The organism is Yoonia sp. R78084, assembly GCF_044595625.1.
In the GTDB taxonomy this organism is placed as follows: domain Bacteria; phylum Pseudomonadota; class Alphaproteobacteria; order Rhodobacterales; family Rhodobacteraceae; genus Yoonia.
Window position 1 is genome coordinate 329,095 of sequence record NZ_CP138993.1, and the last position, 24,470, is coordinate 353,564.

Below are 24,470 nucleotides of genomic sequence, written 5' to 3' on the forward strand. Positions count from 1 at the left end.
CTACGTATATAAGAACGCAAAGCATAAAGCAGTAGCGCCCCCGTGGGCGCGACGCGCTGACGGAGGGCGATCCCCTAATTGCGGGGACCGGAAAGCTGACGCTATCCGGAAGTTGATGGCCGTTTACGCCTGTGACCGATGCGAGTCAACATCTTGGGCAAGCCATGCGTTGATTGCGGCCACACCACGTTCTGCGCCGCGCCCACTTGCGTAGATCGGGGTTACCGCATGCGTGCCTGCATCCATCCCGCCGTCGAGAACGAGCGTGATCCTGTAAGTGTTCGCATTTTCACTCCGGCTGCTCTGCAATTTGGCCTCTTTGAGATGCTCAAGCTTGTGCCGCACGCGCGTGCGGCCCCGAAAGGTAGAGTGGCGCAGTTCCAGCAGGTTGCGGTCGCGGTCAAGGATCAGGTCATCACGACGCACGAAGATGACCAAAAACAACAGCATGAACAAAGGGATCGCGAAGAGCCCCCAGAACGCAGCGCTGACATCGCCGGTAAAGAGTGCATTCAATCCAAACCCGACCACGCCAAGCAGCAGGGCACTGAGTACCGTGGCAAAAACCCATGGCACGAAACTCAGCACCAGTTTTTCTGGCGTATCGTGAACAATCTTCATGCCGCGGACGATATGTCCGCGCGGTTAGCGGATCAAGGCGATGAACTGATTGCGATAATGGACCGCGACCGCTCCGGTGCCGAGGATCAGCATCAGCATGTGCCAATAGGGCGGTCCAACCCAGATCAGCAGCGCGCTGAGCCCGACAATCATGGTACCCAGTAGCAATAGCCCTGCGATGCCTTCCCAGCCACGCCACCAAAGCAGTCCGGCGCCGACCACTTCGATGGATCCGGTGATATAACGGGGAAACTGGCCAAAGCCGATCGCTTCGTAAATTGCAACATCGGTGCTGAAGCTGCCCAGCTTGCGCAGGCCGAAGTAGAGAAAGGCCAGCGTCAAAGCTGCGCGCAGGAACATCATGGATCGGTTTGCATTATTCATGCGATGCAACATAGCGCTCCGGATATGATGTCCAGCCTCGGCGGATTTTCGTCCCTGTACCAGAGCAAGGGCTTGCGTCCGCGAACGATTTGGTCAAATTTGATGCCTATATGTTTGTCAGCGCACAGGGTGGAAAATGGACAACTGGGACGAAATCAGGACCGCTTTTCAGGTTGCGCGCCAAGGCACTGTCAGCGGCGCGGCCGAGCAGCTTGGCGTTCACCATGCGACTGTGATCCGTCATATTGATGCGCTGGAACAACGGCTTGGGGTCAAGCTTTTCCAGCGCCATGCACGCGGTTATACCGCGACAGAAGCCGGACAAGACCTTTTACAGGTGGCGCAAGCCACAGATGATCAGTTCACGCAGCTTGCAGGGCGGATCAAAGGGCAGGGTGAAGGTGTATCGGGTGATCTGGTTGTAACGTCACTCGGGCTGGCGTCGCGTATCCTGACGCCTATTCTGGTCGGGTTCCAGGCAGAGCACCCCGAAGTCCGCGTGCGCTACCGCACTGGTGAACGCGTGTTCCGGCTTGAATATGGTGAGGCGCATGTTGCCATCCGTGCCGGCAAGATGCCCGATGAGCCGGACAATGTGGTACAGCCTTTCATGCATCAGCAAATGGCGCTGGTCGCGTCCGAGGCGTATATCGCGCGGCACGGGATGCCGAAGGATGAGGCCGATCTGAAGAACCACTTTTTTGTTACTCAGGATGATGACACCAGCCGCGCGCCGTTTACCCGTTGGTTGCGCGAGGTGGTCACCGAGGACCGCTTGACGTTTCGGGCAACCGATGACCGGAATTTGCAGGATGCTGTGATTGCGGGTGGCGGCATCGGTTTTGTGATGTCGCAGGCCCTGAGCACCCACCCCGAATTGGTCGAAGTCGTCGAGCGGCGGGACATCTGGTCTGTGCCGCTATGGATTGTTACGCATGTTGATTTGCACCGGACAACCAAGGTGCAATCCTTCCTGCGCTATCTGAAAGACCGTATCAAGACGCTGGAAGCGTAATGTTGCCCGCCCGAGCCGGGCATCTGGCGATGCTTGCATTCTCGATGTTGGTTGCAGGCTCATTTGCCTTGGGCGCTTTGGCAGCCAACGAAATCACGCCCACTGCGCTGAACGCGGTGCGGTTCTGGATTGCGACTGGTGTTGTTGGCGCGGCACTGCTGCTGACGACGGGCGTGCCCCGCGCGGCCGCGCAAGCGCCTTGGCGCTATATTCTTCTCGCCGTCTTCCTGTGCACCTATTTCGTGCTGATGTTCGAGGGGTTGAAAACTGCACCTCCCGTCAGCGCTGCGGCAGTTTTTACACTAACACCCATCATGGCGGCCGGCTTTGGCTGGTTCTTACTGGGCCAGAAACTGACCCCGCGCATTGCTTTGGCCCTGTTGATCGGGGCCGTTGGGGCCGTCTGGGTGATTTTCCGCGCCGATGTCGCGGCAATTCTGCGTTTTGAGATAGGGCGGGGTGAGGCGATCTATTTTGCGGGCTGCGCGGCACATGCGATTTACACGCCATTGGTGCGCAAATTGAACCGCGGAGAAAGTGCGGCCGTGTTTTCCTTTGGTGTCATGCTGGCAGGATCAATACTGCTGACAGTGTGGGGGTGGGCGGATTTGATGGCTACTGACTGGGCTGCGCTACCGGCAATTGTCTGGCTGACAATCCTCTATACGGCGGTTTTTGCCAGTGCCTCGACTTTCGTTTTGCTGCAATTCGCAGCTATGCGGCTGCCAAGCTCCAAGGTGATGGCCTATACCTATCTTGTCCCGTCATGGGTCATTGTCTGGGCGCTGGCTTTGGGGGGTGCGCCACCGCCGGTCTGGGTCCTGGCGGGCGTCGCGTTGACGATCGCGGCCTTGGTTATGTTGCTACGCGAAGAGTAGTGCCTCGTGTCAGTTAAGGGCGTGTTTCACGCGCACGGGACTGGCCCCCAGCGATGGGGGGCCAGTACATAAATACCTAGGATTTGCCTACTTTTGCAAAGCGTTGCGCAGGACGTCCGCCATTGTCACGGTCGGACGGCCCAGCATCTTGGACAAGGTCTTGCTGTCGTCTTGCAGGGCGCCATGCGCAGCCTGCGCATCGGTAATCGCAAGGAAGCTTGCAAATTCTGGCGGCAACCCCGCGCTCTGCAACGCCTCTTGATAGGCTTGCGCGGGCATATCCACATAGGTGACTGTCTTGCCTGCAACTTCAGAAAGGATTGCACAGTAGTCTGCCATCGACAGCGCTTCGTCGCCGCCAAGTTCAAGCGTTTCACCATCATATCCGCCCAAGAGAGCAATCGCTGCGGCCTCGGCCAGATCGCCCCGAGATGAAAAGGAAAACTTGCCGTCACCAGCTGCGCCAAAGTGCTGACCCATGTTCAGGTCCTGCTCAAGGCTCATGAGCATGTTTTCACTATACCATGCATTACGTAGGAAAGTGTATGCGATGCCGCTATCCGCGATCAGCGCCTCGGTTGCTTTGTGATCTGCTGCCAGCGCAAGCGGGCTTTCAGCTGCATCAAGCAAGGAGGTGTAAGCGATGTAACCGACGCCAGCCGCCTTGGCCGCCGCAACGATGGCCTTGTGTTGGGGCATACGGTTCGCGATGTCAGAGCCGGACACAAAAAGCATCCGGTCAATGCCTTCAAATGCGGCTTCAAGGCTGGCTTGGTCGTTATAATCGCCCCTGCGGGTCGCAATGCCGCGATCGGCAAAATCCGCCGCCTGCGCATCGGTGCGTACCAATGCCACGATGTTTGCGGCGTCTGTCTTTTGCGCAAGGTGGCTGATTGTTTGTTGACCCAATTGGCCCGAAGCGCCGGTAATGAGGAATGTCGACATTGTATTTCCTTGTGGTTTCGTTTCGTATATAACTCTCATTTAGAGACCGCATTTCGCCTCGTAAAGGAGGCATGAATTTGTCTCCAGGTTACAAAAAGGGAACCGCTATGAATCAGGTGACAGGCAACAGGCCATTACAGCTCAAAGAGGCGGGCTTCACGCTTGAGAATTGCCCTGTGCGCAGCATACTCGATCATGTCGCGGCCAAATGGACCAGCCTGATCGTGCTTGAGCTTGCGGTTGGACCGCAACGATTTAACGCACTTGGACGCGCGCTGCCTGATATTTCCAAACGGATGCTGACGCAGTCCCTACGCGATCTGGAAAGGGACGGTTTGGTTATTCGGCAGGTGTTCGACACCAAACCACCGAGTGTTGAATACCGCCTCTCTGATCTGGGGCGGTCCTTTCTGTCGCCACTGTCCCAGATGGTGGATTGGGCGATCTCGCAAGAAAACCAGATTGCGGCGTCGCGAGCGCGTTTCGATCAGGCATGACACGCCGCCAGCGCGTGTTCTGAACAACTGCATGCATGGTGCAGTGGATCTAGATCCACCTTACGCGCCGAGCTGTTGCGCAAGAAACATTTCAAATGCGTCCAGGTCAATGGCGTCCATTTGCCCGAAGGCCTGCATCCAGACCGAGGCTTCGCGCAAGGCGTCCGGTTCCAGCTTGCACCATTTCACACGCCCGCGCTTTTCTTGCGAGATCAGCCCTGCTGCGGTCAAGACACCCAGGTGCTTGGAGATCGCTGCCAATGACATCTGGAACGGTTCCGCAACGTCGGTGACGGCCATGTCATCCTCAAGCAGCATCGCAAGGATCGCACGCCGTGTCGGGTCGGCCAATGCCGCGAAGGTTTGGTCAAGTTGGGTGGTCATGGCTTCGATTAAGCGGCACGCAGTCGAAACGTCAACCATTTGGTTGAATATCGGGTTTTGGTTGGGTTGTGTCGAGGGCTGGAGATTGCAGCGCCCGGATATCCTGTAACTATCAGTTTTTAAACAATTAATATGGGAGATGGGCTCTATTGACTCTAATTGCCCTGCACCCTAAACCATGCGCAACCTTCCAAAGGGTTATACCAATGTCCGAAAGCGAAGACGCAGCACGCCTCAAGGCACTTGAAGCGAAGATCGCTGCGCTGAAAGCGCCGGCTGAGGTTAAGGACCATTCGGAAGAACACTACTCTCAGGTGCAACTTGCCTGGCGAATGGTGATCGAGCTTGTTTCCGGTCTTGGGATCGGATTTGGCATCGGATACGGGCTGGATACCCTGTTGGGGACTATGCCTATTTTCTTGGTGCTGTTTATATTTTTTGGCCTCGCGGCTGGTGTAATGACCATGGTGCGATCAGCCAAAGAGGTTCAACGAAAGCAGCTTGCGGCTGCGACAGAAGAGGGTGAAGCACGTGGCGACTGAAGAGTACTCCGAAGGTGGTTCCGTATTCCAATTCCACCCGCTGGACCAATTTATCGTCAAGCCGTTGTTTGGTGATGGTCCCGTAAGCTGGTATACACCGACAAACGTAACGCTCTGGATGGCAATCGCGCTGTTGGCAATTGTTGCGGTCTTTGTGCTGGGTAGCCGTGGCCGCGCGATCATTCCGACGCGCCTGCAATCCGTTGGCGAGCTTCTCTACGGTTTCATCTACAAGATGGTCGAGGATGTCACCGGCAAGGACGGGGTGAAATACTTCCCCTACATCATGTCGCTGTTCCTGTTCATTCTGTTCTCGAACTATCTTGCCCTGATCCCGATGTCATATTCGCCGACCTCGATGATCGCAGTGACCGTGATTTTGGGTTTTGGCGTATTTATCGCGATCACAATCCTTGGCTTCGTCAAGAACGGACCTGCGTTTCTTGGCCTCTTCTGGATGTCGGATGCACCCGCATTCTTGCGCCCGATCATCGCGATTATCGAGATCATTTCCTACTTCGTACGCCCAGTGAGCCTGTCCATTCGTTTGGCCGGTAACATTGCTGCGGGTCACGTTGTTCTGAAAGTGTTCGCGACCTTCGCTGCCGCGGCACTTATCAGTCCCGCTGCAATCCTGGGCATCATCGCGATCTACGGTCTGGAGATCCTTGTTTGCGGCATCCAGGCTTATGTTTTCACCATCTTGACGTGCGTATACCTCAAAGACGCACTTCATCCCGCACACTAACAACGGCGGGGTTTCTCGCCACTTTACTCAACTTCCAATCGTAAGGAGAATTCACATGGAAGGCGATCTCGCACACATCGGCGCAGGCATTGCGGCAATCGGTTCAGGTTTGGCTGCACTGGGTGTTGGCAACGTAGCAGGTAACTACCTGGCGGGCGCACTGCGCAACCCATCTGCTGCTGCTGGTCAGACAGCAACACTGTTCATCGGTCTGGCATTTGCCGAAGCTCTGGGGATCTTCGCGTTCCTCGTGTCGCTTCTGCTTATGTTCGCAGTCTAAGAACACACCCATATCCTTACGGCCTGATGGGCGCGTGACCGCGGCCATCAGGTAAACATTCAAGGTATTCGGGGGCCATAATGGCAACAGAAACAACAGACGTCGCAGGAGTTTGCGTTGATGCAGGGGGCTCTGCCCTTGGCATGCCGCAGCTTTGCGCAGATTGGATGCCCAACCAGATTTTCTGGCTGGTTATAACGCTTATCGCGGTCTACTTCGTGATGTCCCGCGTCGCGCTGCCCCGCATCAGTGCGGTTCTGGCAGAGCGTTCCGGCACGATCACCAATGATATTGCTGCGGCTGAAGAGCTCAAAAACAAGGCGGCTGAAGCTGAAGCGGCTTATGATCAAGCGCTCTTGGATGCGCGTGCAGAAGCCAACAAGATCGTGGCCGAAGCCAAAGCAGAAATTCAGGCTGAGCTGGATGTCGAGCTTCAGAAAGCTGACGCACAGATTGCTGCCAAGACGGCCGAGAGCGAAGCGGCGATTGCTGAAATTCGCGAAGGTGCAGTCAAGAGCGTCACAGAAGTTGCCAAGGCCACAGCCAAGGAACTTGTTGTAGCGATGGGTGGCACTGCTGACGCGAAAACGATCACCGCTGCGGTCACTGCACGGATGAAGGGATAACTTATGAGACTGATGCTCACATCCCTTTTTGTCCTTGCTGCAAGCCCTGCGCTTGCTGCCGGTGACAAGCCGTTCTTCTCGCTGGCGAACACTGACTTTGTTGTCACGATCGCATTTCTGATCTTCATCGGAATCCTGCTCTACTTCAAAGTTCCTGGCCTTGTTGGCGGTATGCTTGATAAGCGTGCGGACAACATCAAAGCCGAGTTGGACGAAGCGAAAGCTTTGCGTGAAGAAGCGCAGGCCCTGCTGGCCAGCTACGAACGCAAGCAAAAAGAAGTACAGGAACAGGCTGCTCGGATCGTTTCGGCTGCGAAGGAAGAGGCAACCAATGCTGCCGCTTCTGCTAAAGAGGATATCGCGAAGTCAATCACGCGTCGCCTTGCCGCTGCTGAAGAGCAGATCCAGAGTGCGCAGGCCTCTGCTGTGAAAGAGGTTCGTGACCAAGCGGTGAATGTCGCTGTTGCTGTCGCCAAAGATGTCATGGCCAAGCAGATGGACGCGAAAGCGGCTGGCGCTTTGATTGATGATGCCATCGGCACGGTTGCTGAAAAACTGCACTAGGCCCGAAACATACCTTTTGTGAAAGCCCGATTGTGCCCTGCGCAGTCGGGCTTTTTCGTTGACAGAGGCAGGGGTGTCTCTGAGACTGGTATTCGGGGCGCAGTGCAGGAGTATTGACGATGCCTGGCCTCCGGCTCGGGATAATCACCGCAGTTGTCTATGCTGCGATTATCGCTGTCGGGACGGCCCTTGCCTTTATTTTGCGGCCAGAACCGATCACCCTCGAAATTGCACTACTCATGTTGCTACCTGTTCAACTGGTGGCAGTTCTCTTTTGTGTCGCCATTGCAATGCGCCATGCAGGTTGGCGTTCTGTTGGGTTCGGCCGGTTGCAGTGGTCCGGTATGCTCTGGTTTCTGCCAAGCTGGGTGATCCTTGCCGTGATGGGTCTGGGTCTTGTGCAGACGCTCACGGAACAAACGTTGGGAGGCTTGGGCGCAGGCGGAGTATCGCTCTTACTCGTCACGACATTTCTGATTGCCTTCGGCGAAGAGCTGGTTTTTCGGGGTATCCTTCTACGCGGCGCAATGACACGCATAGCGATGCCCATGGCAATGTTTCTTAGCGCATTCGCGTTCGGTCTTTTTCATTGGGTAAACCGGCTTGCGGGGCAGGGCGCGGGCGAAACTTCTTTGCAAGTGCTCTTTGCGTTTCTGGTCGGATTCTTTCTTGCCCCGATCGCGATCCGCGTTGGCAACCTCTGGCCTTTGATCATCTGGCACTGGTTTTGGAACATTGCTGTCATCCTGGGTCAGATCGCAGCAATCCTGCACCCTTTCGCCCTGATCGGTATTGCCATTCAGGCTGTCATCTCGATCTGGCTCTGGACCGCTATGATCCGGAAAGGGCGCGCAGATTAGCGTCGGCCTTCGTGCTCCAGCCGCTTTTGGGCAAAGACCTCATTGCGTTCGGATTTCTTATGATCTGTCAGCGAGGCTTCGACAAAATTCAAATGTGTTTCGACCGCCTTGCGCGCACCTGCTGCATCGCGGTTCTGCAGGGCCGTGTTGATAATCCGGTGGTGTTCCAAAAGCGCATCACGGGTCATGCGCTGTTTGAACATGATTGTGCGGTTATAGAACACACCTTCCCGCAGCAGTTCGTACATCGAGCGCATCATGTGCAGCATGATAATGTTGTGGCTGGCCTCGATGATGGACAGGTGAAAGTCAGCGTCCAGATGTGCCTCGTCGGCAGGATTGCGTTTCTGATGCGCGGCTTCCATTTTTTCAAAAATGGCGTTGATCACCTGAAGGTCGGTATCGCTGGCCAATCGCGCGGCCCGCTCGGCTGCCAATCCTTCCATGTCGCGGCGGAAGCTGATGTAGTCGAACACCGCCTCGTCATGGGTGGAAAACAGTGTGACCAAAGCCGGCGCAAAGGCAGACCCCAGTACATCGGCGACATAAACGCCGGCACCGGCCTTGGACGCCAGCAAGCCACGCTCCTGCAATTCTGACAGGGCCTCGCGCAGCGACGGGCGTGACACGCTCATCCGCTCGCTGAGCTCACGCTCTGACGGGAGCCGTTCGCCGGGACGCAAAATGCCTCTCAGGATCAATCCTTCGATCTGGCGCACAACGCCATGCGAGAGTTTTTCTTGGCTGACCGGTTCAAAAGGCATGTGAGCTTTCAGAATGTATTGGTCAAATGATATGACCAAAGCCCCGCATCCACAATAAGAAAGAGGAGCCGCATCGCTGCGGCTCCTCCGATACTTCCTGAAAGAAGCTGCGCCTTAGTTTGGCGTAATCACGATTTCCACGCGGCGGTTCATTTGGCGGCCCGATGCGTTCAGGTTCGAAGCAATTGGGTTGTTTTCCCCAGCACCGATCGAGCGGATACGTGCCGGTGACACGCCGCCGCCGATGAGAATCGCGGTAACAGCTTGTGCGCGGCGTTCGGACAGGCCCTGGTTAAAGGCGGCATCACCGACGTTGTCGGTGTGGCCGATCACGTTCACCGTGGTGTTCGGATATTGGTTCAGCGAGTTTGCAACGATACGCAACTCGTTCTGCGATGTGCCGGACACCTGCGTGCTGTTTGTTGCGAACAACAGGTCCTGGCTGAGAACAACAACAAGGTTGCGGCCGTTGTTGGATACGCCGACATCGCTGCGCAGTGAACGGCGCAGGTCTTCTGCCTGACGGTCAAGACTGTTGCCGACGCCGGCACCAATACCGCCACCGAGGGCCGCACCGATCAACGCGCCGCGCTGGCGGTCTTCGACAGAGCCGCCACTATTGGCGATCACACCCAAAAGCGCACCGGCGCCAGCGCCGATTGCAGCACCCTGTTGTGTGTTCTGCATCTGGTTCGGACCGGTTTCATCGCAGGCGGCAATCAGGGTCAGTGACGCAGCTGCGACAACGAGCGGGAATTTCGAAAGTTTCATGGTCATGGTTCCATTTGATATCGGTGCAATAGGCGCACCTCTGTGATGGGTCAGCTTATGCCCATTTCTGCCATGATATCCAATAACGGCGCGGCGACCAGCAGGGTTTTGCCTATTCTAAAGGTTTAGCGGCGCGGCATCGGCCCTTGCGGATTCCCAAGCCAGCATGGCGCGTTTGACCGGCAGACCCCAATGATACCCCCCGAGTGCGCCCGATTTGCGCAACGCACGATGGCAGGGAATCAGCCAGCTGACAGGATTGCGCCCGACGGCAGTACCAACGGCGCGGACGGCCTTGGGGCTGCCGATGGCCTGTGCGATTTCGGAATAGGTGGTGACATGGCCCGAAGGGATGGTCAGCAGCGCCTCCCAGACCTTGAGCTGAAATGGCGCGCCGATCATGTGCAGTTGTGTCTCGCCAGTCATACCAAGGGCGGCTGTCGCCCAAGGAGAAAGGGCGTCAGGGTCTTCGATATAGACGGCTTTGGGCCAGCGCGCTTGCAGATCGGCCATGGCCTCATCCGGTCCGGCTTCGGCGGCGAAGGCCAACCCGCAAATCCCGCGCGCGGTACCCATGACCAGAGCGGGGCCAAAGTGACTGTCAAACCACCCCCAGCGGATCGTCAGGTCAGCTGCGTCGCGGGCATAGTCACCGGGGCTCATTGCCTCCCAGCGCACAAAAAGATCGTGCAAGCGGCCACTGCCCGACAGGCCGACGGCATGGGCCGTTTCCAGCGTGGTGAACCGGTCACGCAGCAGCGCCTTGGCATGACCCAGTGTCAGATACTGCTGGTAACGCTTGGGCGACACACCGACCCACGCGGAAAAGAGGCGCTGAAAATGTGCGGGGCTCATGTTCATCTCGGCGGCCAGATCGGCCAGCGGGAGTGGGGCATCGCCTGCTGCGTCGATTGCCGCAATCGCGCGGCGCATGACTTGATAATGATATGTGTCATTCTGTTCCATGCGGTCAAACTATGGGCAAGGCACCGGTGAAGCGACCCGAAAATTGCGCATCCGCGCTTGCCCCTTTTCGGGCTTCAAGGCATACCGGACGCCATGGCCAAACAGCTTGATTATCATACTATCCGCGCGATCTTTGAGCGGTTCCATGCAGCAGAGCCTGAACCCAAAGGCGAGCTTGAGCATGTGAATGTCTACACGCTTGTCGTGGCTGTGGCGCTGTCGGCGCAGGCCACGGACGCAGGTGTGAACAAGGCGACGCGTGAGCTGTTCAAGATTGCCGATACACCGCAGAAAATGCTCGACCTCGGGCTTGAGGGTGTGACCGAGCATATCAAGACCATTGGTCTGTTCCGTCAGAAGGCCAAGAATGTCATCAAGATGAGCCAGATTCTGGTCGATGAATACGGTGGCGTCGTTCCCAATTCCCGCGCGGCCTTGCAATCCCTGCCCGGAGTCGGGCGCAAAACGGCCAACGTGGTGCTGAATATGTGGTGGCAGCAACCGGCCCAAGCCGTCGACACCCATATTTTCCGTTTTGGTAACCGCAGCGGAGTAGCACCGGGCAAGGATGTGGATGCGGTCGAGCGCGCGATCGAAGACCATATTCCGGCTGATTTTCAACTTCATGCGCATCACTGGATGATCCTGCATGGCCGCTACACCTGTGTGGCACGTAAACCGAAATGCGCGGGCTGTCTGATCCGCGATCTTTGTATGTTTGAGGATAAAAACCTATGAAAAAGTATCAGGTCGTGGGCATCGGCAATGCGATGGTCGATGTTCTGGCGCGCGCCGAAGATGCGTTTCTGGCCGAGGCCGGTGTTGAGAAAGGCATCATGCAACTGATCGACATGGAGCGCGCGGTTGATCTCTATTCCCGCGTCGGACCGGCCAAAGAGGTCAGCGGCGGGTCTGCGGCCAATACGATTGCGGGTATTGCGCATCTGGGCGGGCGCACGGCCTATGTGGGCAAGGTGAAAGACGACCAGTTGGGCGCGATCTTTGCCCATGATCTGCGCGCGCAGGGTGCCGGTTACGAAACAGCGATGGCGCCCAAGTCCGAAGAGGCCGAAACGGGGCGCTGCATTGTCCTTGTCACCCCTGACGGCGAGCGGTCGATGAATACCTATCTGGGCGTCACAGAGTTCCTGTCTGCGGATGACATCAACGAAGACCAGATGGCCGAAGCCGAATGGATTTATCTGGAAGGCTACCGTTTTGACGGCCCCGATAGTCATGCCGCTTTTGCCAAGGCCGTTGCGGCCTGCAAGGGCGCGGGCGGGCGCGTTTCTCTGACCCTTTCTGACCCTTTCTGCATTGAGCGGCACCGCGATGCCTTCCGCGATATGATCCGCGATCACGTGGATCTGCTGTTCTGCAATCGCGCTGAAATGCGGTCGATGTATCAGACCGAAGATTTTGATGCGGCCCTCGCACAAGCGGCGTCAGAGGTCGCGATCGTGGCCTGCACCGATAGCGAACATGGCGTACATGTCTTGGCTGAAGGCCAGCGCTGGCATGTGCCTGCGGTGCCGACACAGATTGTTGACGCCACCGGCGCGGGTGATCTCTTTGCCGGTGCGTTCCTGTGGGGGCTGACCAATGGTCACGATCTGCAGACCTGCGCGATGATGGGCAATGTCGCTGCATCCGAGGTGATCAGCCACATCGGTGCGCGCCCCGAGGCGGATTTGAAAGCTTTGTTCAAAGGGCAGGGACTGCTTTAAGCCAAAGCGCATCCAGCGCATCTATGGACGCCACATCAAAGCGGCTTTCCTCTTTCCAGTATTTGCCGGAGGGGACGTAATACCCCAAACGTTCCTCTTCGGCCAAAGCGGCATCAATAACCGCTTCGTCTGGCAATAGCGGCTTGGCATCTGCCGCAGTCTCTGGCGTGGCGCGCGGAAAAACCAGCCTGCTTTCATCGGTTGACAGGTTGACCATCGCGCACCCTTGGCGCGCAGCCAGAGCCATCAGGCGTGCAGATTTTGCCTCAAGAGACCGGAGTGATACGTCCGCGCGCAGAGGATCGGCTGTGCCTTTGCCGTAAAAATGGGTTTTGCTGGCGTCGTCGTAAACCATATCGCAGCCCAGGACGGCGATCACCCTCGGCTTGAGCGCGGTCAAAGCCCAGTAGGACGCAGTAAAGGCCATCGTGCCTCCGGCATAGACAAAGCCACCCAGTGTATTCTGGAGCGGCACATATTCTGTCGCTCGAATGATCCGTTGACCCGCAGACATATCCACCGGCATCCGCTCAACAGGGAAGTCGTCAGGATGGATCAGATCATCCCAATCAGGGCGCACGGCCCAGGCGTTATTGATCGCCACAATCCGGTCAAAGGGATCACGCGGCCACTCACGGCATTTTACGACATTCGGGCCACTGCCCAGGATCAATACGACCGACATAAGACCATATCCTTCGTCTTTACGATCAAAGAGTTAGGCCATGCGGCGCAAATGTCGAGTGTCAGCCAAGTTTGGCGTGAACCTCATCGAGATCAATCTCGCCAATGGGCATCTTGTTGGCGGGATTTTCGAAATCGTATTTGAAGATACGAAAGTCCTTTTTGTAGATCTCATAAACGATATGCATGGACAGATCGTCGAAGTAATCCTCGACAGGATGGGCACGTTTGGGGCCGTGTCCTTCGCTTTCGTTAAAGCGCGGAATCTGCGCCAGATCGACCGGATGTTTGGTTTCGATACCGTCCAGCACCCGCTGCATCCCGTCATTGAATTTCTCGGTCCAGAAAATGCTGTCGTAACGCCCGCCGTTCACGATGAAGGTCGAGATATGACCGGACATAGCCGACCAGTGAATGTCAGGCTCCATCGGGCGCCGCCAGCGGATGGTATCGCGCGCGAACAAAAGGAAGCGCCGGAAGCTCTTGATCTGGTCGAATTCAAAGCCGCTTTCAGGGTCGCCTACCTCGATCCCGTATTTTTGGATCAGCAGTGGCACCAGATTGCCGCGATAGTATTTGCCGTTGCGCTGCACGCCGCAAATCTTGTCAAAGAAAGACGACAGAATGCGCGTGTAGGGATTGCGCACACAGGTAAACGCATAGCTTTGATGCGCCGCCACGTTCCGCTCAATCAGCGGCTTGCTGTCGTCCAGTGCCCATTTGTGGATGCCCGTCTTGGCATCATGGATGTCACCGTCAAAGAACGCGCCGTGGTCGGAATAGTACATGATCTGCCCAATGGTCGAGCAGGCACATTTAGGCACCACGCGGTAAACCACGCTTTCGCTATCGGTCATCCAGGTTCCGGGAAAATTCGCCACGCAGAAATCCTTTTCGAGTACTGGCCTCTTTCAAAGCAAAGAAAGCCTGTAACTTCAATGTCTGTTCGCGTTATGACAGCTTTGAGCACGACTTGTGAAAGAGGATCGAACGAAAACATGGCACGTGTCGCCTTTATCTTGCTGTGTCACAAGAACCCTGCGGCGATTATCCAGCAGGCAGAGCAGTTGACGGCAGCGGGTGACTATATCGCGATCCACTTTGATGCCTCCGCCTCTGCGCAGGATTTCCGCGAGATCGAAGCGGCTTTGGCCGGAAACGAGAACGTGGCCTTTGCCAAGCGTCGCGTGAAATGCGGATGGGGCGAGTGGAGCCTTGTGCAGGCGACCCTACATGCCGTTGAAGCGGCCGTTTCGGCGTTTCCGCGCGCGACGCATTTCTACATGGTGTCGGGCGATTGCATGCCCATCAAATCTGCGAAATTTGCCCACGACCTGCTGGACGCAAACGATGTGGATTACATCGAAAGCCATGATTTCTTTGACAGCAACTGGATTAAGACCGGTTTTCGCGAGGAACGACTGGTTTACCGCCATTTCTTTAACGAGCGGACGCAGAAGCGCCGGTTCTATACCGCCTTGGAGTTGCAAAAGCGTTTCAAGATGACGCGCAAAATCCCCGAGGATTTGCAGATCATGATTGGTAGCCAATGGTGGTGTTTGCGCCGTCAGACCATCGAGGCGATCCTCGAATTCGCCTATGCCCGCCGTGATGTGATGCGCTTTTTTCGCACAACCTGGATCCCTGATGAGACGTTCTTTCAGACCCTCGTACGCCACCTTGTGCCTGCCCGCGAGATCGAGAATCGCACACTGACGTTTCTGATGTTCACAGATTACGGCATGCCAGTGACCTTCTATAACGATCATTACGAGCTGCTTTTGGGGCAAGGGTCGCTTTTTGCGCGCAAGATCAGCCCCGAGGCAGAAGACCTGCGTAGCCAGCTTGGTACGCTCTACGCCAGCGACCGGATGGATTTTGTGATTTCCGACGAAGGGCGCAGTTTGTTTCAGTTCCTGACGGGTCGGGGCCGCGTAGGGCGGCGCTTTGCGCCACGGTTCTGGGAGAATGAAACGACACTCGGGCGCAGTCGCGAGTTGATGATCATCGCGTGCAAGAAATGGCACGTCGCCAAACGACTTGTTGCCGCGATCCAGCATCATACCAATGTGCCGGCCTTGGAGTATCTTTTTAACGAAGACGAAACCCCATTACCGGACCTTGGCGGCATCGAGACGTCTTTGCAGAAACGCGGACGTCACCGGCGCGCTTTGATGCGTCTGATTTTCGATCATTTCGACAGCGACCGTTTGGTGATCTGTCTTGATACATCCAGCCTTGATCTGATTACCGATTTCTACACCGACCGCGCCACTGTGCGCTTGCTGGAGATCGAGTGTGCTTTTGATGATGAATATCTGGTCGGTCATGCGATGCGGGTGGGGCTTGCTGGTCCGCAGACCAGTGAAGCGACGTTTGCGCGCCTTTTGCCAACCATTCGCCATGACATGGTCTATGAACGCGAAGCCATTCGCGATGCGCAATTTGTGAATGCCAGCCGGATCAAGGAAACGGCGACGACAGACGAAAATGCATCTGCACTTGCCCAGTTTCTGAGCGTGTCGCCGGATTTGGCACGCACGCTTGCCGAGACCCCCCATCTTTTTGTTGATTGAGGATACCTATGGAATACGCCTACGACGATCAGAATATCTTTGCCAAAATCCTGCGCGGAGAGATCCCCAACAAGACCGTCTATGAAAACGATCATGCGCTGGCCTTTGAAGACATCACACCGCAGGCGCCCGTACATGTGCTGGTCATCCCCAAAGGCCCTTATATGAGCCTTGATCACTTTGCCCGTGATGCCTCGGCCGAGGAACACAGTGGCTTTATGCAGGCCGTGGCCGAGGTGTGTCGTCTGACCGGTGTCGAGGAAGGGTTCCGCGCGATTGCCAACACCCGCGCGCACGGGGTGCAGGAAGTGCCGCATTACCACATGCATATTCTGGGTGGTCGTCCCATGGGGCGGATGTTGGCGCGCTAATCAAAATTCAGGAATTTTGATGCCCTCCGGGGGAAGTTTGAAGGGACATAGAAAGACCATGCCTATTTGGATGAGGTGAGGGACAGGAACACCTCCTCCAGATGCGCCTCTTGCGTTTTGACATCCTTGATCGTGATCCCTGCATCCCGCACAATATTCAGGATCTGATCTGCTGGTGTTGTGCCGCTCTGGTAGGTGAAGGTCAGCATGCCATTGGCCAGCTTTTGTCCGGTAATCGTATCGGGCAGGGCGGGCAGATCGGCGGGGCTGTCGGGTGTAATCACCAGCGTTTTGCTGTCAAGTCGTCCCAGCAGGTTGGCCGTGCTGTCGCGCACGATCACCTCGCCGTGGTTGATGATGGCGATGTCGTCGCACATCTCTTCGGCCTCTTCGAGGTAATGGGTCGTCAGGATAATCGTCATTCCCTCGTCGTTCAGTTTCCGCACGTTCTGCCAAAGCATGTTGCGTAACTCGATATCGACGCCTGCGGTGGGTTCATCCAGCACAAGGATTTGCGGCGAATGTACCAGAGCCTTGCCCAGCAAGAGCCTGCGCCGCATACCACCCGAAAGCGAGCGCGCGTAGGCGTTGGCTTTGTCCGTCAGCCCGATCAGTTCCAGAATCTCGGCTGTCTTGCGCTGGTTCTTGGGCACTCCATAAAGCCCCGCCTGTACGTCGAGCGATCCTGCGGGGGTAAAGAACGGGTCCAGATGCGGCTCTTGTGGCATGATCCCGATGGCCGCGCGCGATTGGCGCGGGTTCTTGTCCTGATCAAAGCCCCAGATCTTTACGGTACCTTCGGTTTTCACGACCAAACCCGCCAGAATATTGATCAGCGTCGACTTGCCCGCGCCATTCGGCCCCAACAGGCCGAAGATTGATCCGCGCGGAATATCCAGATCAATCCCTTTCAGTGCCTCTTTGGCTGGGCTGCGCCCGGTGGCGGCATAGGTCTTTTTCAGCCCGTGAATTTCTATGGCATTGTCGGTCATGTTGTCTTTCCCCTGCGCCGCACCTGCGGTATGTCTGGTGCAGACTTAAGGCGGGGCGCGCCCCGCGGCAACCAGACAGGTAAGATCATGTCCACACCAGCCCCCGAAACAAAGATTGTGAACGATTGGCGCGTGGCCTGTGATGGCGGTGAAGGTGCGCTGGGTCATCCCCGCGTGTGGCTTCAAATCCCGCATGAGCAGGGCTGGATTGAATGCCCGTATTGCGATGCAAAGCTTGTGCATAAGGACTTTGAAGGCAAAGTCTGATCCATCCTGTTTTTGCGCTAAGTGTCGCTGTAAGGCAGATGGTCACTGGAACCATGATGCGTATCATGGCACATCTGCGCCCAAGACATGAGGGGATGAAACGATGGAAACGAAGTTCGGCAAAGGCTGTCACCTGCATCTGATTGACGGCTCTGCCTTCATTTTCCGTGCCTATCATGCGCTTCCGCCCCTCACACGCAAATCCGATGGCCTGCCCGTTGGTGCCGTTAGTGGCTTCGTCAACATGTTGCAACGCTATGTGGACGGGAACAATGGTGCTGATGCGGCCACCCATGTCGCCGTGATTTTCGACAAGGGCAGCCACACATTCCGCAACGATATGTACGACCAGTACAAGGCCAACCGTGAGGCGATGCCCGAGGATCTGCGCCCGCAAATCCCCCTCACCCGCGTGGCGACCAAGGCTTTCAATATTGCCTGCGAGGAGATGGAAGGGTTCGAGGCCGACGACATTATCGCAACCCTTGCCCATCAGGCGCGCGATGCCGGTGGACGTGTCACAATCGTATCGTCGGATAAGGACCTGATGCAGTTGGTCGGTGACGGCGTTGAAATGCTCGATCCGATGAAGAACAAGCGCATCGACAGCGACGGTGTCGTTGAAAAGTTTGGCGTGGGCCCCGACCGCGTGGTTGATGTGCAAGCGCTTGCCGGAGATAGCGTGGATAACGTGCCGGGTGCGCCGGGGATCGGGATCAAGACAGCCGCGCTTTTGATCAATGAATATGGTAATCTGGAAAGCCTGCTAGACCGCGCAGAAGAGATCAAACAGCCCAAGCGCCGCGAGACCTTGATCGAACATCGCGCGCAGATCGAGCTGTCGAAAAAGCTGGTCCAGCTTGATTGCAATATGACATTGGACTTTGGTCTTGATGATCTGGAAGTGCGCGACCCTGATCCAGAGGTTCTGATGGGGTTCCTTGCCGAAATGGAATTCCGCACGGTCACGAAACGCATTGCTGAAAAGCTGGGCGTTGAAGCCCCCGTGATCGAGGCCTCGGCCCCAGCCGCGACCGAAGTGGCGACACCTGAACAGGTCGGCTTTGACGCGGACGCCTATGAATGTGTGCGCGATGCGGCGGCCCTGCAGGTCTGGATCGACCGTATTCGTGAACGGGGCTATGTGGCAGTCGACACCGAAACCACTGGCCTGAACGAGATGACTGCCGATCTTGTCGGCATCTCGCTGTGTGTCGCGGCTGGGCAGGCTTGTTATATCCCGCTGACCCATAAATCCGCGTCATCGGATGATCTGTTTGGATCGGATGATATGGCCGACGGGCAGATGGATATGGCCGAATGTCTGGCGATGCTCAAACCTGTGCTTGAGGATCCAGCGGTCATCAAAATCGGGCAGAACATGAAGTACGACACCAAGATTTTTGCCCGTCTTGATATCACCGTTGCTCCTATAGATGACACCATGCTGATGTCCTATGCGATGAATGCTGGCCTGCATAACCACGGCATGGACACGCTCTCCGAACGGTATCTGGGGCATACGCCGATCCCGATCAAACCCTTGTTGGGTAGCGGTAAATCCGCGATCACCTTTGATCGTGTCCCCGTCGATGACGCAGTGAAATACGCCGCAGAGGATGCCGATATCACCCTGCGTCTGTGGCAACAGTTCAAACCGCAACTGCATGTGAACCGCGTCACAACCGTTTATGAAACGATGGAGCGACCCTTGGTGCCGGTGCTGGCGCAGATGGAGCGCAACGGGATCAAGGTTGACCGTGATACGCTCAGCCGGATGTCGAATGCCTTTGCGCAGAAAATGGCGGGGCTTGAGGCGGAAATTCAGGAAATGGCGGGGCGGCCTTTTAACGTCGGCTCGCCCAAGCAGTTGGGGGAAATCCTGTTCGATGAAATGGGGTTGGAAATGCCCGACGGCAAGAAGCCGTCAACCGGCAAGACAGGTGCCTATTCCACCGGCGCCGATGTTCTTGAAGACCTTGCCACATTGCACGACTTGCCACGCCGCATCCTCGACTGGCGGCAACTGTCGAAGCTGAAATCGACCTATACGGACGCCCTGCAAGAACATATCAACAAAGAAACGGGGCGCGTGCATACGTCCTATTCGATTGCGGGCGCGAACACGGGGCGGTTGGCATCAACCGATCCGAACTTGCAGAACATTCCCGTCCGGTCCGAGGAAGGGCGGCGCATTCGCGAGGCCTTTGTAGCCGAACCTGGCAAGGTGATTGTCAGCCTCGACTATTCCCAGATCGAATTGCGCATTCTGGCGCATATCGCGGGGATTGATGCGCTGAAACAGGCGTTTCTGGATGGCATCGACATTCATGCGATGACGGCATCCGAGATGTTTGATGTGCCGCTGGATGAGATGACGCCGGATGTGCGCCGTCAGGCAAAGGCGATCAACTTTGGTGTGATTTACGGCATTTCTGGCTTCGGCCTTGCCCGCAACCTGCGCATCCCGCGGGCCGAGGCGCAGGGGTTCATCGACCGCTATTTCGAACGCTTCCCCGGTATTCGCAAATATATGGATGACACCATCGCCTTTGCCAAAGACAACGGCTACGTGCAGACGCTCTTCGGGCGGAAGATCAATACGCCCGAGATCAACGCCAAAGGGCCGCAAGCAGGCTTTGCCAAACGCGCTGCGATCAACGCGCCGATCCAGGGGACAGCGGCTGATGTCATCCGGCGGGCGATGATCCGGATGCCTGCGGCGATTGATAGGATGCCCGCAAAAATGCTGCTACAGGTGCACGACGAATTGATCTTCGAGGTCAATGAAGAGGCGGCGGACGATCTGATTGGGGTGGCGCGCGAAGTCATGGAAAACGCGAGCTACCCTGCGGTGAAGCTGGACGTCAAACTGGCGGTGGATGCAGGGCAGGGTGCGAACTGGGCCGAGGCGCATTAGACGGATCGGTGGGTAAGTCTTGAATGGCCGCTATGCGGAATCTAATTGCCTTCTTCGTTTAACATAAAGGCAGCCCCACAGCATAACCGGACTGCGCCTCAGGCGGTACATTGGGCTCACTGCTGACATTACGCTATCGAAACAAAAAACGCGCCACCTGTTAGGGTAGCGCGTCGCGTTGGATTCGTCTTGCCGGCTTAGTTAACCGACTTCGCCTCAACCAGATTGGCGTCTTTCTTCGCGTCAGACGTAATCTCGATCCGGCGCGGTTTCAGCGCCTCGGGTACTTCGCGGACCAGATCAATGTTGAGCATGCCGTTTTCATGGCTCGCACCGGTCACGCGGACGTGGTCGGCCAGATGGAAGCGGCGCTCGAACGCGCGGGTGGCGATGCCGCGGTGGAGGTAGTTGCGCTCGCTGTCGTCCGAGGCTTTGCGGCCTGTGACAAGAAGCGCACGGTCTTTGACCTCAATCGCGAGATCGTTTTCAGAGAAACCGGCAACGGCGATCGAGATACGCCATGCGTCATCATCGGTTTTCTCGATGTTGTAAGGGGGATAGGTGTTCTGGCCGACATCACTGGCAAGGGCGCGATCCATCAGATCGGCGATCTGGTCAAAGCCAACGGTGGCACGGTAGAGGGGTGTCAGATCAAATGCACGCATTTGGGTCATCCTTTTTCTTAAGCGATAACAATGTTTTGACCTTCCCATAGGGGACAGGCCGGTTGTGCGGGACCCATCATTGGCATCCCGATACAGATTATGTGGGGGCGGTTGTTTTCGCTTTCAAGAGGCTCAGGGCTGGACGAATTTCGCGCCCGTATCGTTGCGTGTGCCACCGGGCATAAGCCGTTGCACACCCCCGATACGCGCAGGGCCAAGCGTTGCAAAATGGCTCAACAAAACATTCAAAGGCCCTTCAAGCGAGGTGCCAAGAGACACTTTCTGCCCGTTGATTTGCGCCATCGCCGAAACGACCGAGGCAATCCGCGTCTGTCCGTCGTTCATCATGAATACCGGTGACCCGCTTGAGCCGTATTCCACATCGCAGGTCATCACGATCACACCGGTCTGCCGTCCGAGCACATCGCAGACCTGTTGCAGGCTTGGCGCATCTTCGCGACCGCGCCCGTAGGAAACAACGCCAACCTGATCACCCGTTATCGGGCGCTGGGCAATCGCATAAGGCAGTATCCGCGTGTTGCGGATGGGTCGGTCCAGTTCCAGAACAGCGATATCAATGGCCACACTGCTGGTATCTGTTGCATCGCCGTTATGGGTATAGTCCGGATGTGCGACCGCCCGTGTCACGGCACGGGTCGCCTGTGCCTGCCCGTCACGTAGCCCCGCCTGAAAGGAAAACCGGTCGGGCGACACCAGAGAGCCATCCAGATCGTAAAGGCAGTGTGCCGCTGTCAGGATCAGACGATCGCGGATCAAGGCCGCCGTACAGAACCCCTTGCCACGGATATCAAGCCGCCCGACGGCTTCCCATCCCTGGCTGTCCTGACGTGTCTGGAGCGTCACAAGACCTGCGTCCTGCGCCTGCGCTGCAAGCGTCGTTGCGACCCCGAGGATCACTGAGACGAGAAGCTGCCGTATCATGCCTGTCCGTATCATCAGATATTTGTCACTGATAGATAGGGCAGGATTATGACATCAGCGCAAGATCGGAATTTGCGGTTCTGTTTTCCCCGGCGCGGTAAGCGCGGGCGGTTGTGGCCCGCCTGTCGCCCAATCCAGAAGCTCGACTGTGTGCACAATCGGTACGGCTGTGCCGCTGCCGATCTGCATCATACAACCGATGTTGCCCGCCGAGATAATATCCGGTGTCAGCGCTTCCAGTGTTTGCACTTTGCGCGCTTTGAGTTGCTTTGAGATTTCAGGCTGCATCAGGTTATAGGTGCCGGCCGAGCCGCAGCAGAGGTGGCTGTCTGCTGGTTCCAGCACAGTAAAGCCAGCCTTTTTCAGCAGTTCCTTTGGATAGGTCTTGATCTGCTGGCCGTGTTGCAGCGAACAGGCGGCGTGATAGGCCACTTTGGTGCCTTTGTTGTCGCCTTGCGGCAGGTCAAGCTTCATCAGGACCTCGGAGACATCCATTGCAATGGCGGACACGCGCGCGGCATCATCGGCCAGCGGATCATTGCGGAACATATGGCCATAGTCCTTCACCGTCGTGCCGCAGCCAGAGGTATTGATGACAATGGCGTCAAGCCCGTCATTGTCCATTTCGCGGATCCAGGCGCGGATGTTTTTGGCCGCTGCGGCGTGGCTTTCGCCCTCTTTGCCCATGTGATGGGTCAGCGCGCCACAGCATCCGGCCCCTTCGGCCACCACAACCTCGGCCCCGAGCCGTGTCAGCAGGCGGATGGTCGCGTCGTTGATATCGGTGTTCAGCGCCTTTTGTGCGCAGCCTGTCATCAGGGCCACGCGCATCTTTTTGTCCTTGGCGGGGAATGTCTGCGGATCATCGTTGCGGCTGACCGGAGGGATGGTCTTGGGCGCCATCTCCAGCATCGCGCGCAGGCGGGCATCGGGCATCAGGCGGGCAAAGGGCCGCCCGATCTTGGCCCCCAAGAGCGCTACGCGGAACCGCATCGGATAGGGCAGGATACGTGCGAGAATCCAGCGCAGGGCACGGTCCGAGAAGGGGCGATTATAGTTTTTCTCGATATAGGCCCGCGCATGATCGACAAGGTGCATGTAGTGCACGCCCGACGGGCAGGTTGTCATGCAGGCCAGACAGGACAGGCAACGGTCGATGTGTTTGACCGTCTTTGCATCCGGCTTGCGCTCGTTTTCGAGCATGTCCTTGATCAGGTAAATCCGTCCGCGCGGGCTGTCGAGTTCATCGCCAAGTACCTGATAGGTCGGGCAGGTGGCCGTGCAAAACCCGCAATGCACGCAAGAGCGCAGGATTTCATTGGAACGCTTGATCGCGGGATCAGTCAGTTGCTCTGGTGTGAATGTCGTTTGCATCAGGTCATGATCCCGGGGTTAAGAATGCCGCGTGGGTCGAACTTTGCGCGCAGGCCATTGGTGATGGCGGCCAAGGCAGGTATTTCGGGGTGGAAGGCTGGTACATCGGCATGACCGCGGATCAGCGTGGCATGACCGTCGAAATCGCCCAAAGCGGCGCGCAGGTCGCGGCCCTCATCGGCCAGCGCCCAGATCAACCCGCCGCCCCAGTCGTATTGCATGGCTGTTGCGTCCAGTTTGGCGACCAGTTCCGGCGCAGCAGAGGGTTTGGCCGAAATGCGCCAGACATTACCCGGATGATCGGCAAAGGCGGTGACGTCGCGGATGGCCGTCCATGCCGCGGCATCGTCCCATGTGACATCAACAGCGCCAAAGGGTTTCAGCAGCGCCTGCAATTTCTCTGCGCGGTATTTGATCGACGCCTCAAACCCTTCGATACGCAACATTGTCACCGGGTCGCCATCGGGTCCTTTTGGCAAATGTGCGGCACCTGTCGCCTCAAAAGGAGAGCCCAAGGCAGCCGATAACGCTTGCACCGCTTGCCGGTCTGTCAGGCCGTGCAGGCGCAGCGTCGCGGTGGTTTCGACATTTGGTAGCACCTTGAGCGACACTTCGGTCAGTACACCCAAGGTGCCGTAGGACCCCGCCAGAAGCTTGACCAGATCATAACCGGTGACGTTCTTCATCACACGGCCCCCGTTTTTGATGATCGTGCCCTGTCCGTCCACGAATCGCACACCGAGCATGAAATCACGGCAGGCCCCCACAGAAATCCGGCGCGGGCCGGAGACATTGGCGGCTGCCATCCCGCCCAGCGTGGGCGTTCCCGTGGTTCCTAGAAGGGCGCGGTGGTCCATTGGCTCGAACGCGAGGCGTTGGTTCTCCGCCGCGAGTGTTTCCTCAATCTCGGCAATCGGCGTGCCTGCGCCTGCTACAATGGTCAGCGCTCCGGGCTCATAGAGGCTGATGCCACTCATGGCCGCGGTGCTGAGGTCTTCACCTTCGCATTGCCCGATGGGCCGCGTGCGGCCGCCTGTGATCCGCAGGGGGCCATTTGCCCCTTTGATCATCTGGGACAGGTCTTCTTCGGATTTGGGCTGCATGACG

General features: G+C 57.1%; 29 protein-coding genes. 15 read left to right on the forward strand and 14 right to left on the reverse strand.

Annotated elements, in window-relative coordinates; translation table 11 throughout:
- Positions 1–123: 123 nt before the first annotated feature.
- Together SJY29_RS01725 and SJY29_RS01730 are read right to left on the reverse strand one after the other, a co-directional pair.
- On the reverse strand, positions 124–621 hold the full coding sequence (locus SJY29_RS01725) for a hypothetical protein (RefSeq protein WP_400086070.1): 498 nt from the start codon (positions 619–621) through the stop codon (positions 124–126).
- Between the two features lie 24 nt (positions 622–645).
- On the reverse strand, positions 646–1,005 hold the full coding sequence (locus SJY29_RS01730) for a hypothetical protein (protein WP_400086073.1): 360 nt from the start codon (positions 1,003–1,005) through the stop codon (positions 646–648).
- A 136-nt stretch (positions 1,006–1,141) separates the two neighbouring features.
- Between SJY29_RS01730 and SJY29_RS01735 the strand changes: the two genes are divergently transcribed.
- Together SJY29_RS01735 and SJY29_RS01740 are read left to right on the forward strand one after the other, a co-directional pair.
- On the forward strand, positions 1,142–2,020 hold the full coding sequence (locus SJY29_RS01735) for a LysR family transcriptional regulator (RefSeq protein ID WP_110279769.1): 879 nt from the start codon (positions 1,142–1,144) through the stop codon (positions 2,018–2,020).
- On the forward strand, positions 2,020–2,898 hold the full coding sequence (locus SJY29_RS01740; RefSeq protein WP_400086076.1) for a DMT family transporter: 879 nt from the start codon (positions 2,020–2,022) through the stop codon (positions 2,896–2,898). The genes SJY29_RS01735 and SJY29_RS01740 overlap by 1 nt, the downstream gene beginning before the upstream one ends.
- Positions 2,899–2,985: 87 nt before the next feature.
- On the opposite strand, the gene SJY29_RS01745 is transcribed toward SJY29_RS01740, so the two are convergent.
- The gene (locus SJY29_RS01745) at positions 2,986–3,843 is read right to left on the reverse strand and encodes an SDR family oxidoreductase (RefSeq protein ID WP_400086078.1); all 858 of its coding nucleotides are present in this window, start codon (positions 3,841–3,843) and stop codon (positions 2,986–2,988) included.
- A 107-nt stretch (positions 3,844–3,950) separates the two neighbouring features.
- Between SJY29_RS01745 and SJY29_RS01750 the strand changes: the two genes are divergently transcribed.
- Complete coding sequence (locus SJY29_RS01750) at positions 3,951–4,340, forward strand: winged helix-turn-helix transcriptional regulator (RefSeq protein ID WP_400086080.1); 390 nt, start codon at positions 3,951–3,953, stop codon at positions 4,338–4,340.
- 60 nt (positions 4,341–4,400) lie between these two features.
- Here the strand turns inward: SJY29_RS01750 and SJY29_RS01755 are convergent, their stop codons facing one another.
- On the reverse strand, positions 4,401–4,724 hold the full coding sequence (locus tag SJY29_RS01755; RefSeq protein WP_400086083.1) for an ArsR/SmtB family transcription factor: 324 nt from the start codon (positions 4,722–4,724) through the stop codon (positions 4,401–4,403).
- A gap of 206 nt (positions 4,725–4,930) precedes the next feature.
- Between SJY29_RS01755 and SJY29_RS01760 the strand changes: the two genes are divergently transcribed.
- From SJY29_RS01760 to SJY29_RS01785, 6 genes are all read left to right on the forward strand, one after another.
- Positions 4,931–5,266 carry an AtpZ/AtpI family protein gene (locus SJY29_RS01760; RefSeq protein ID WP_076659363.1) on the forward strand — a complete coding sequence of 112 codons (336 nt, stop codon included), beginning with the start codon at positions 4,931–4,933 and terminating at the stop codon, positions 5,264–5,266.
- A complete protein-coding gene (locus SJY29_RS01765) occupies positions 5,256–6,014 on the forward strand; it encodes a F0F1 ATP synthase subunit A (protein ID WP_110279774.1) in 759 nt (252 codons plus the stop codon). Before SJY29_RS01760 ends, SJY29_RS01765 begins: the two co-directional genes overlap by 11 nt.
- Positions 6,015–6,069: 55 nt before the next feature.
- Positions 6,070–6,294: a F0F1 ATP synthase subunit C gene (locus tag SJY29_RS01770; protein WP_055293956.1), complete on the forward strand. Its 225-nt coding sequence runs from the start codon at positions 6,070–6,072 to the stop codon at positions 6,292–6,294.
- A gap of 80 nt (positions 6,295–6,374) precedes the next feature.
- Positions 6,375–6,920, forward strand: a complete 546-nt coding sequence (locus SJY29_RS01775; protein WP_110279775.1) for a F0F1 ATP synthase subunit B' — start codon at positions 6,375–6,377, stop codon at positions 6,918–6,920.
- Positions 6,921–6,923: 3 nt separating this feature from the next.
- On the forward strand, positions 6,924–7,484 hold the full coding sequence (locus SJY29_RS01780) for a F0F1 ATP synthase subunit B (RefSeq protein ID WP_400086088.1): 561 nt from the start codon (positions 6,924–6,926) through the stop codon (positions 7,482–7,484).
- 119 nt (positions 7,485–7,603) lie between these two features.
- Positions 7,604–8,344, forward strand: coding sequence for a lysostaphin resistance A-like protein (locus SJY29_RS01785; RefSeq protein ID WP_400086091.1), 741 nt, complete (start codon positions 7,604–7,606; stop codon positions 8,342–8,344).
- Here SJY29_RS01785 and SJY29_RS01790 read toward each other — a convergent pair.
- From SJY29_RS01790 to SJY29_RS01800, 3 genes are all read right to left on the reverse strand, one after another.
- A complete protein-coding gene (locus tag SJY29_RS01790) occupies positions 8,341–9,108 on the reverse strand; it encodes a FadR/GntR family transcriptional regulator (RefSeq protein WP_110279778.1) in 768 nt (255 codons plus the stop codon). The two genes, SJY29_RS01785 and SJY29_RS01790, sit on opposite strands and share 4 nt — an antisense overlap.
- A 114-nt stretch (positions 9,109–9,222) precedes the next feature.
- A complete protein-coding gene (locus SJY29_RS01795; RefSeq protein ID WP_400088808.1) occupies positions 9,223–9,879 on the reverse strand; it encodes an OmpA family protein in 657 nt (218 codons plus the stop codon).
- A 117-nt stretch (positions 9,880–9,996) separates the two neighbouring features.
- Positions 9,997–10,845 carry a methylated-DNA--[protein]-cysteine S-methyltransferase gene (locus tag SJY29_RS01800; protein WP_400086094.1) on the reverse strand — a complete coding sequence of 283 codons (849 nt, stop codon included), beginning with the start codon at positions 10,843–10,845 and terminating at the stop codon, positions 9,997–9,999.
- Positions 10,846–10,938: 93 nt separating this feature from the next.
- On the opposite strand from SJY29_RS01800, the gene nth reads away from it, so the two are divergent.
- On the forward strand, positions 10,939–11,583 hold the full coding sequence (gene nth / locus SJY29_RS01805; protein ID WP_327544022.1) for an endonuclease III: 645 nt from the start codon (positions 10,939–10,941) through the stop codon (positions 11,581–11,583).
- The gene (locus SJY29_RS01810) at positions 11,580–12,572 is read left to right on the forward strand and encodes an adenosine kinase (protein WP_400086096.1); all 993 of its coding nucleotides are present in this window, start codon (positions 11,580–11,582) and stop codon (positions 12,570–12,572) included. The genes nth and SJY29_RS01810 overlap by 4 nt, the downstream gene beginning before the upstream one ends.
- Here the strand turns inward: SJY29_RS01810 and SJY29_RS01815 are convergent.
- A complete protein-coding gene (locus SJY29_RS01815; protein WP_400086099.1) occupies positions 12,550–13,257 on the reverse strand; it encodes a hypothetical protein in 708 nt (235 codons plus the stop codon). The two genes, SJY29_RS01810 and SJY29_RS01815, sit on opposite strands and share 23 nt — an antisense overlap.
- A 61-nt stretch (positions 13,258–13,318) precedes the next feature.
- The gene (locus tag SJY29_RS01820) at positions 13,319–14,113 is read right to left on the reverse strand and encodes a sulfotransferase family protein (protein WP_400088810.1); all 795 of its coding nucleotides are present in this window, start codon (positions 14,111–14,113) and stop codon (positions 13,319–13,321) included.
- A gap of 141 nt (positions 14,114–14,254) precedes the next feature.
- On the opposite strand from SJY29_RS01820, the gene SJY29_RS01825 reads away from it, so the two are divergent.
- Together SJY29_RS01825 and SJY29_RS01830 are read left to right on the forward strand one after the other, a co-directional pair.
- Positions 14,255–15,832 carry a DUF5928 domain-containing protein gene (locus SJY29_RS01825; RefSeq protein ID WP_400086102.1) on the forward strand — a complete coding sequence of 526 codons (1,578 nt, stop codon included), beginning with the start codon at positions 14,255–14,257 and terminating at the stop codon, positions 15,830–15,832.
- Positions 15,833–15,840: 8 nt separating this feature from the next.
- Positions 15,841–16,203: a histidine triad nucleotide-binding protein gene (locus tag SJY29_RS01830; protein ID WP_055293976.1), complete on the forward strand. Its 363-nt coding sequence runs from the start codon at positions 15,841–15,843 to the stop codon at positions 16,201–16,203.
- Positions 16,204–16,265: 62 nt separating this feature from the next.
- On the opposite strand, the gene SJY29_RS01835 is transcribed toward SJY29_RS01830, so the two are convergent.
- Positions 16,266–17,195: an ABC transporter ATP-binding protein gene (locus SJY29_RS01835; protein WP_110279785.1), complete on the reverse strand. Its 930-nt coding sequence runs from the start codon at positions 17,193–17,195 to the stop codon at positions 16,266–16,268.
- A gap of 87 nt (positions 17,196–17,282) precedes the next feature.
- Between SJY29_RS01835 and SJY29_RS01840 the strand changes: the two genes are divergently transcribed.
- Positions 17,283–17,462, forward strand: coding sequence for a zinc-finger domain-containing protein (locus SJY29_RS01840; protein ID WP_076659887.1), 180 nt, complete (start codon positions 17,283–17,285; stop codon positions 17,460–17,462).
- Between the two features lie 103 nt (positions 17,463–17,565).
- Positions 17,566–20,382, forward strand: coding sequence for a DNA polymerase I (gene polA / locus SJY29_RS01845; RefSeq protein ID WP_400086106.1), 2,817 nt, complete (start codon positions 17,566–17,568; stop codon positions 20,380–20,382).
- Between the two features lie 197 nt (positions 20,383–20,579).
- On the opposite strand, the gene SJY29_RS01850 is transcribed toward polA, so the two are convergent.
- The 4 genes from SJY29_RS01850 to SJY29_RS01865 form a co-directional block, all read right to left on the reverse strand.
- Positions 20,580–21,047, reverse strand: a complete 468-nt coding sequence (locus SJY29_RS01850; RefSeq protein ID WP_181417164.1) for an Hsp20 family protein — start codon at positions 21,045–21,047, stop codon at positions 20,580–20,582.
- Positions 21,048–21,179: 132 nt separating this feature from the next.
- Positions 21,180–21,989, reverse strand: coding sequence for a serine protease (locus tag SJY29_RS01855; protein WP_110279788.1), 810 nt, complete (start codon positions 21,987–21,989; stop codon positions 21,180–21,182).
- A gap of 54 nt (positions 21,990–22,043) precedes the next feature.
- The gene (glcF, locus tag SJY29_RS01860) at positions 22,044–23,363 is read right to left on the reverse strand and encodes a glycolate oxidase subunit GlcF (RefSeq protein ID WP_400086110.1); all 1,320 of its coding nucleotides are present in this window, start codon (positions 23,361–23,363) and stop codon (positions 22,044–22,046) included.
- The gene (locus SJY29_RS01865) at positions 23,363–24,466 is read right to left on the reverse strand and encodes an FAD-binding protein (RefSeq protein WP_400086113.1); all 1,104 of its coding nucleotides are present in this window, start codon (positions 24,464–24,466) and stop codon (positions 23,363–23,365) included. The genes glcF and SJY29_RS01865 overlap by 1 nt, the downstream gene beginning before the upstream one ends.
- Between the last annotated feature and the right edge of the window lie 4 nt (positions 24,467–24,470).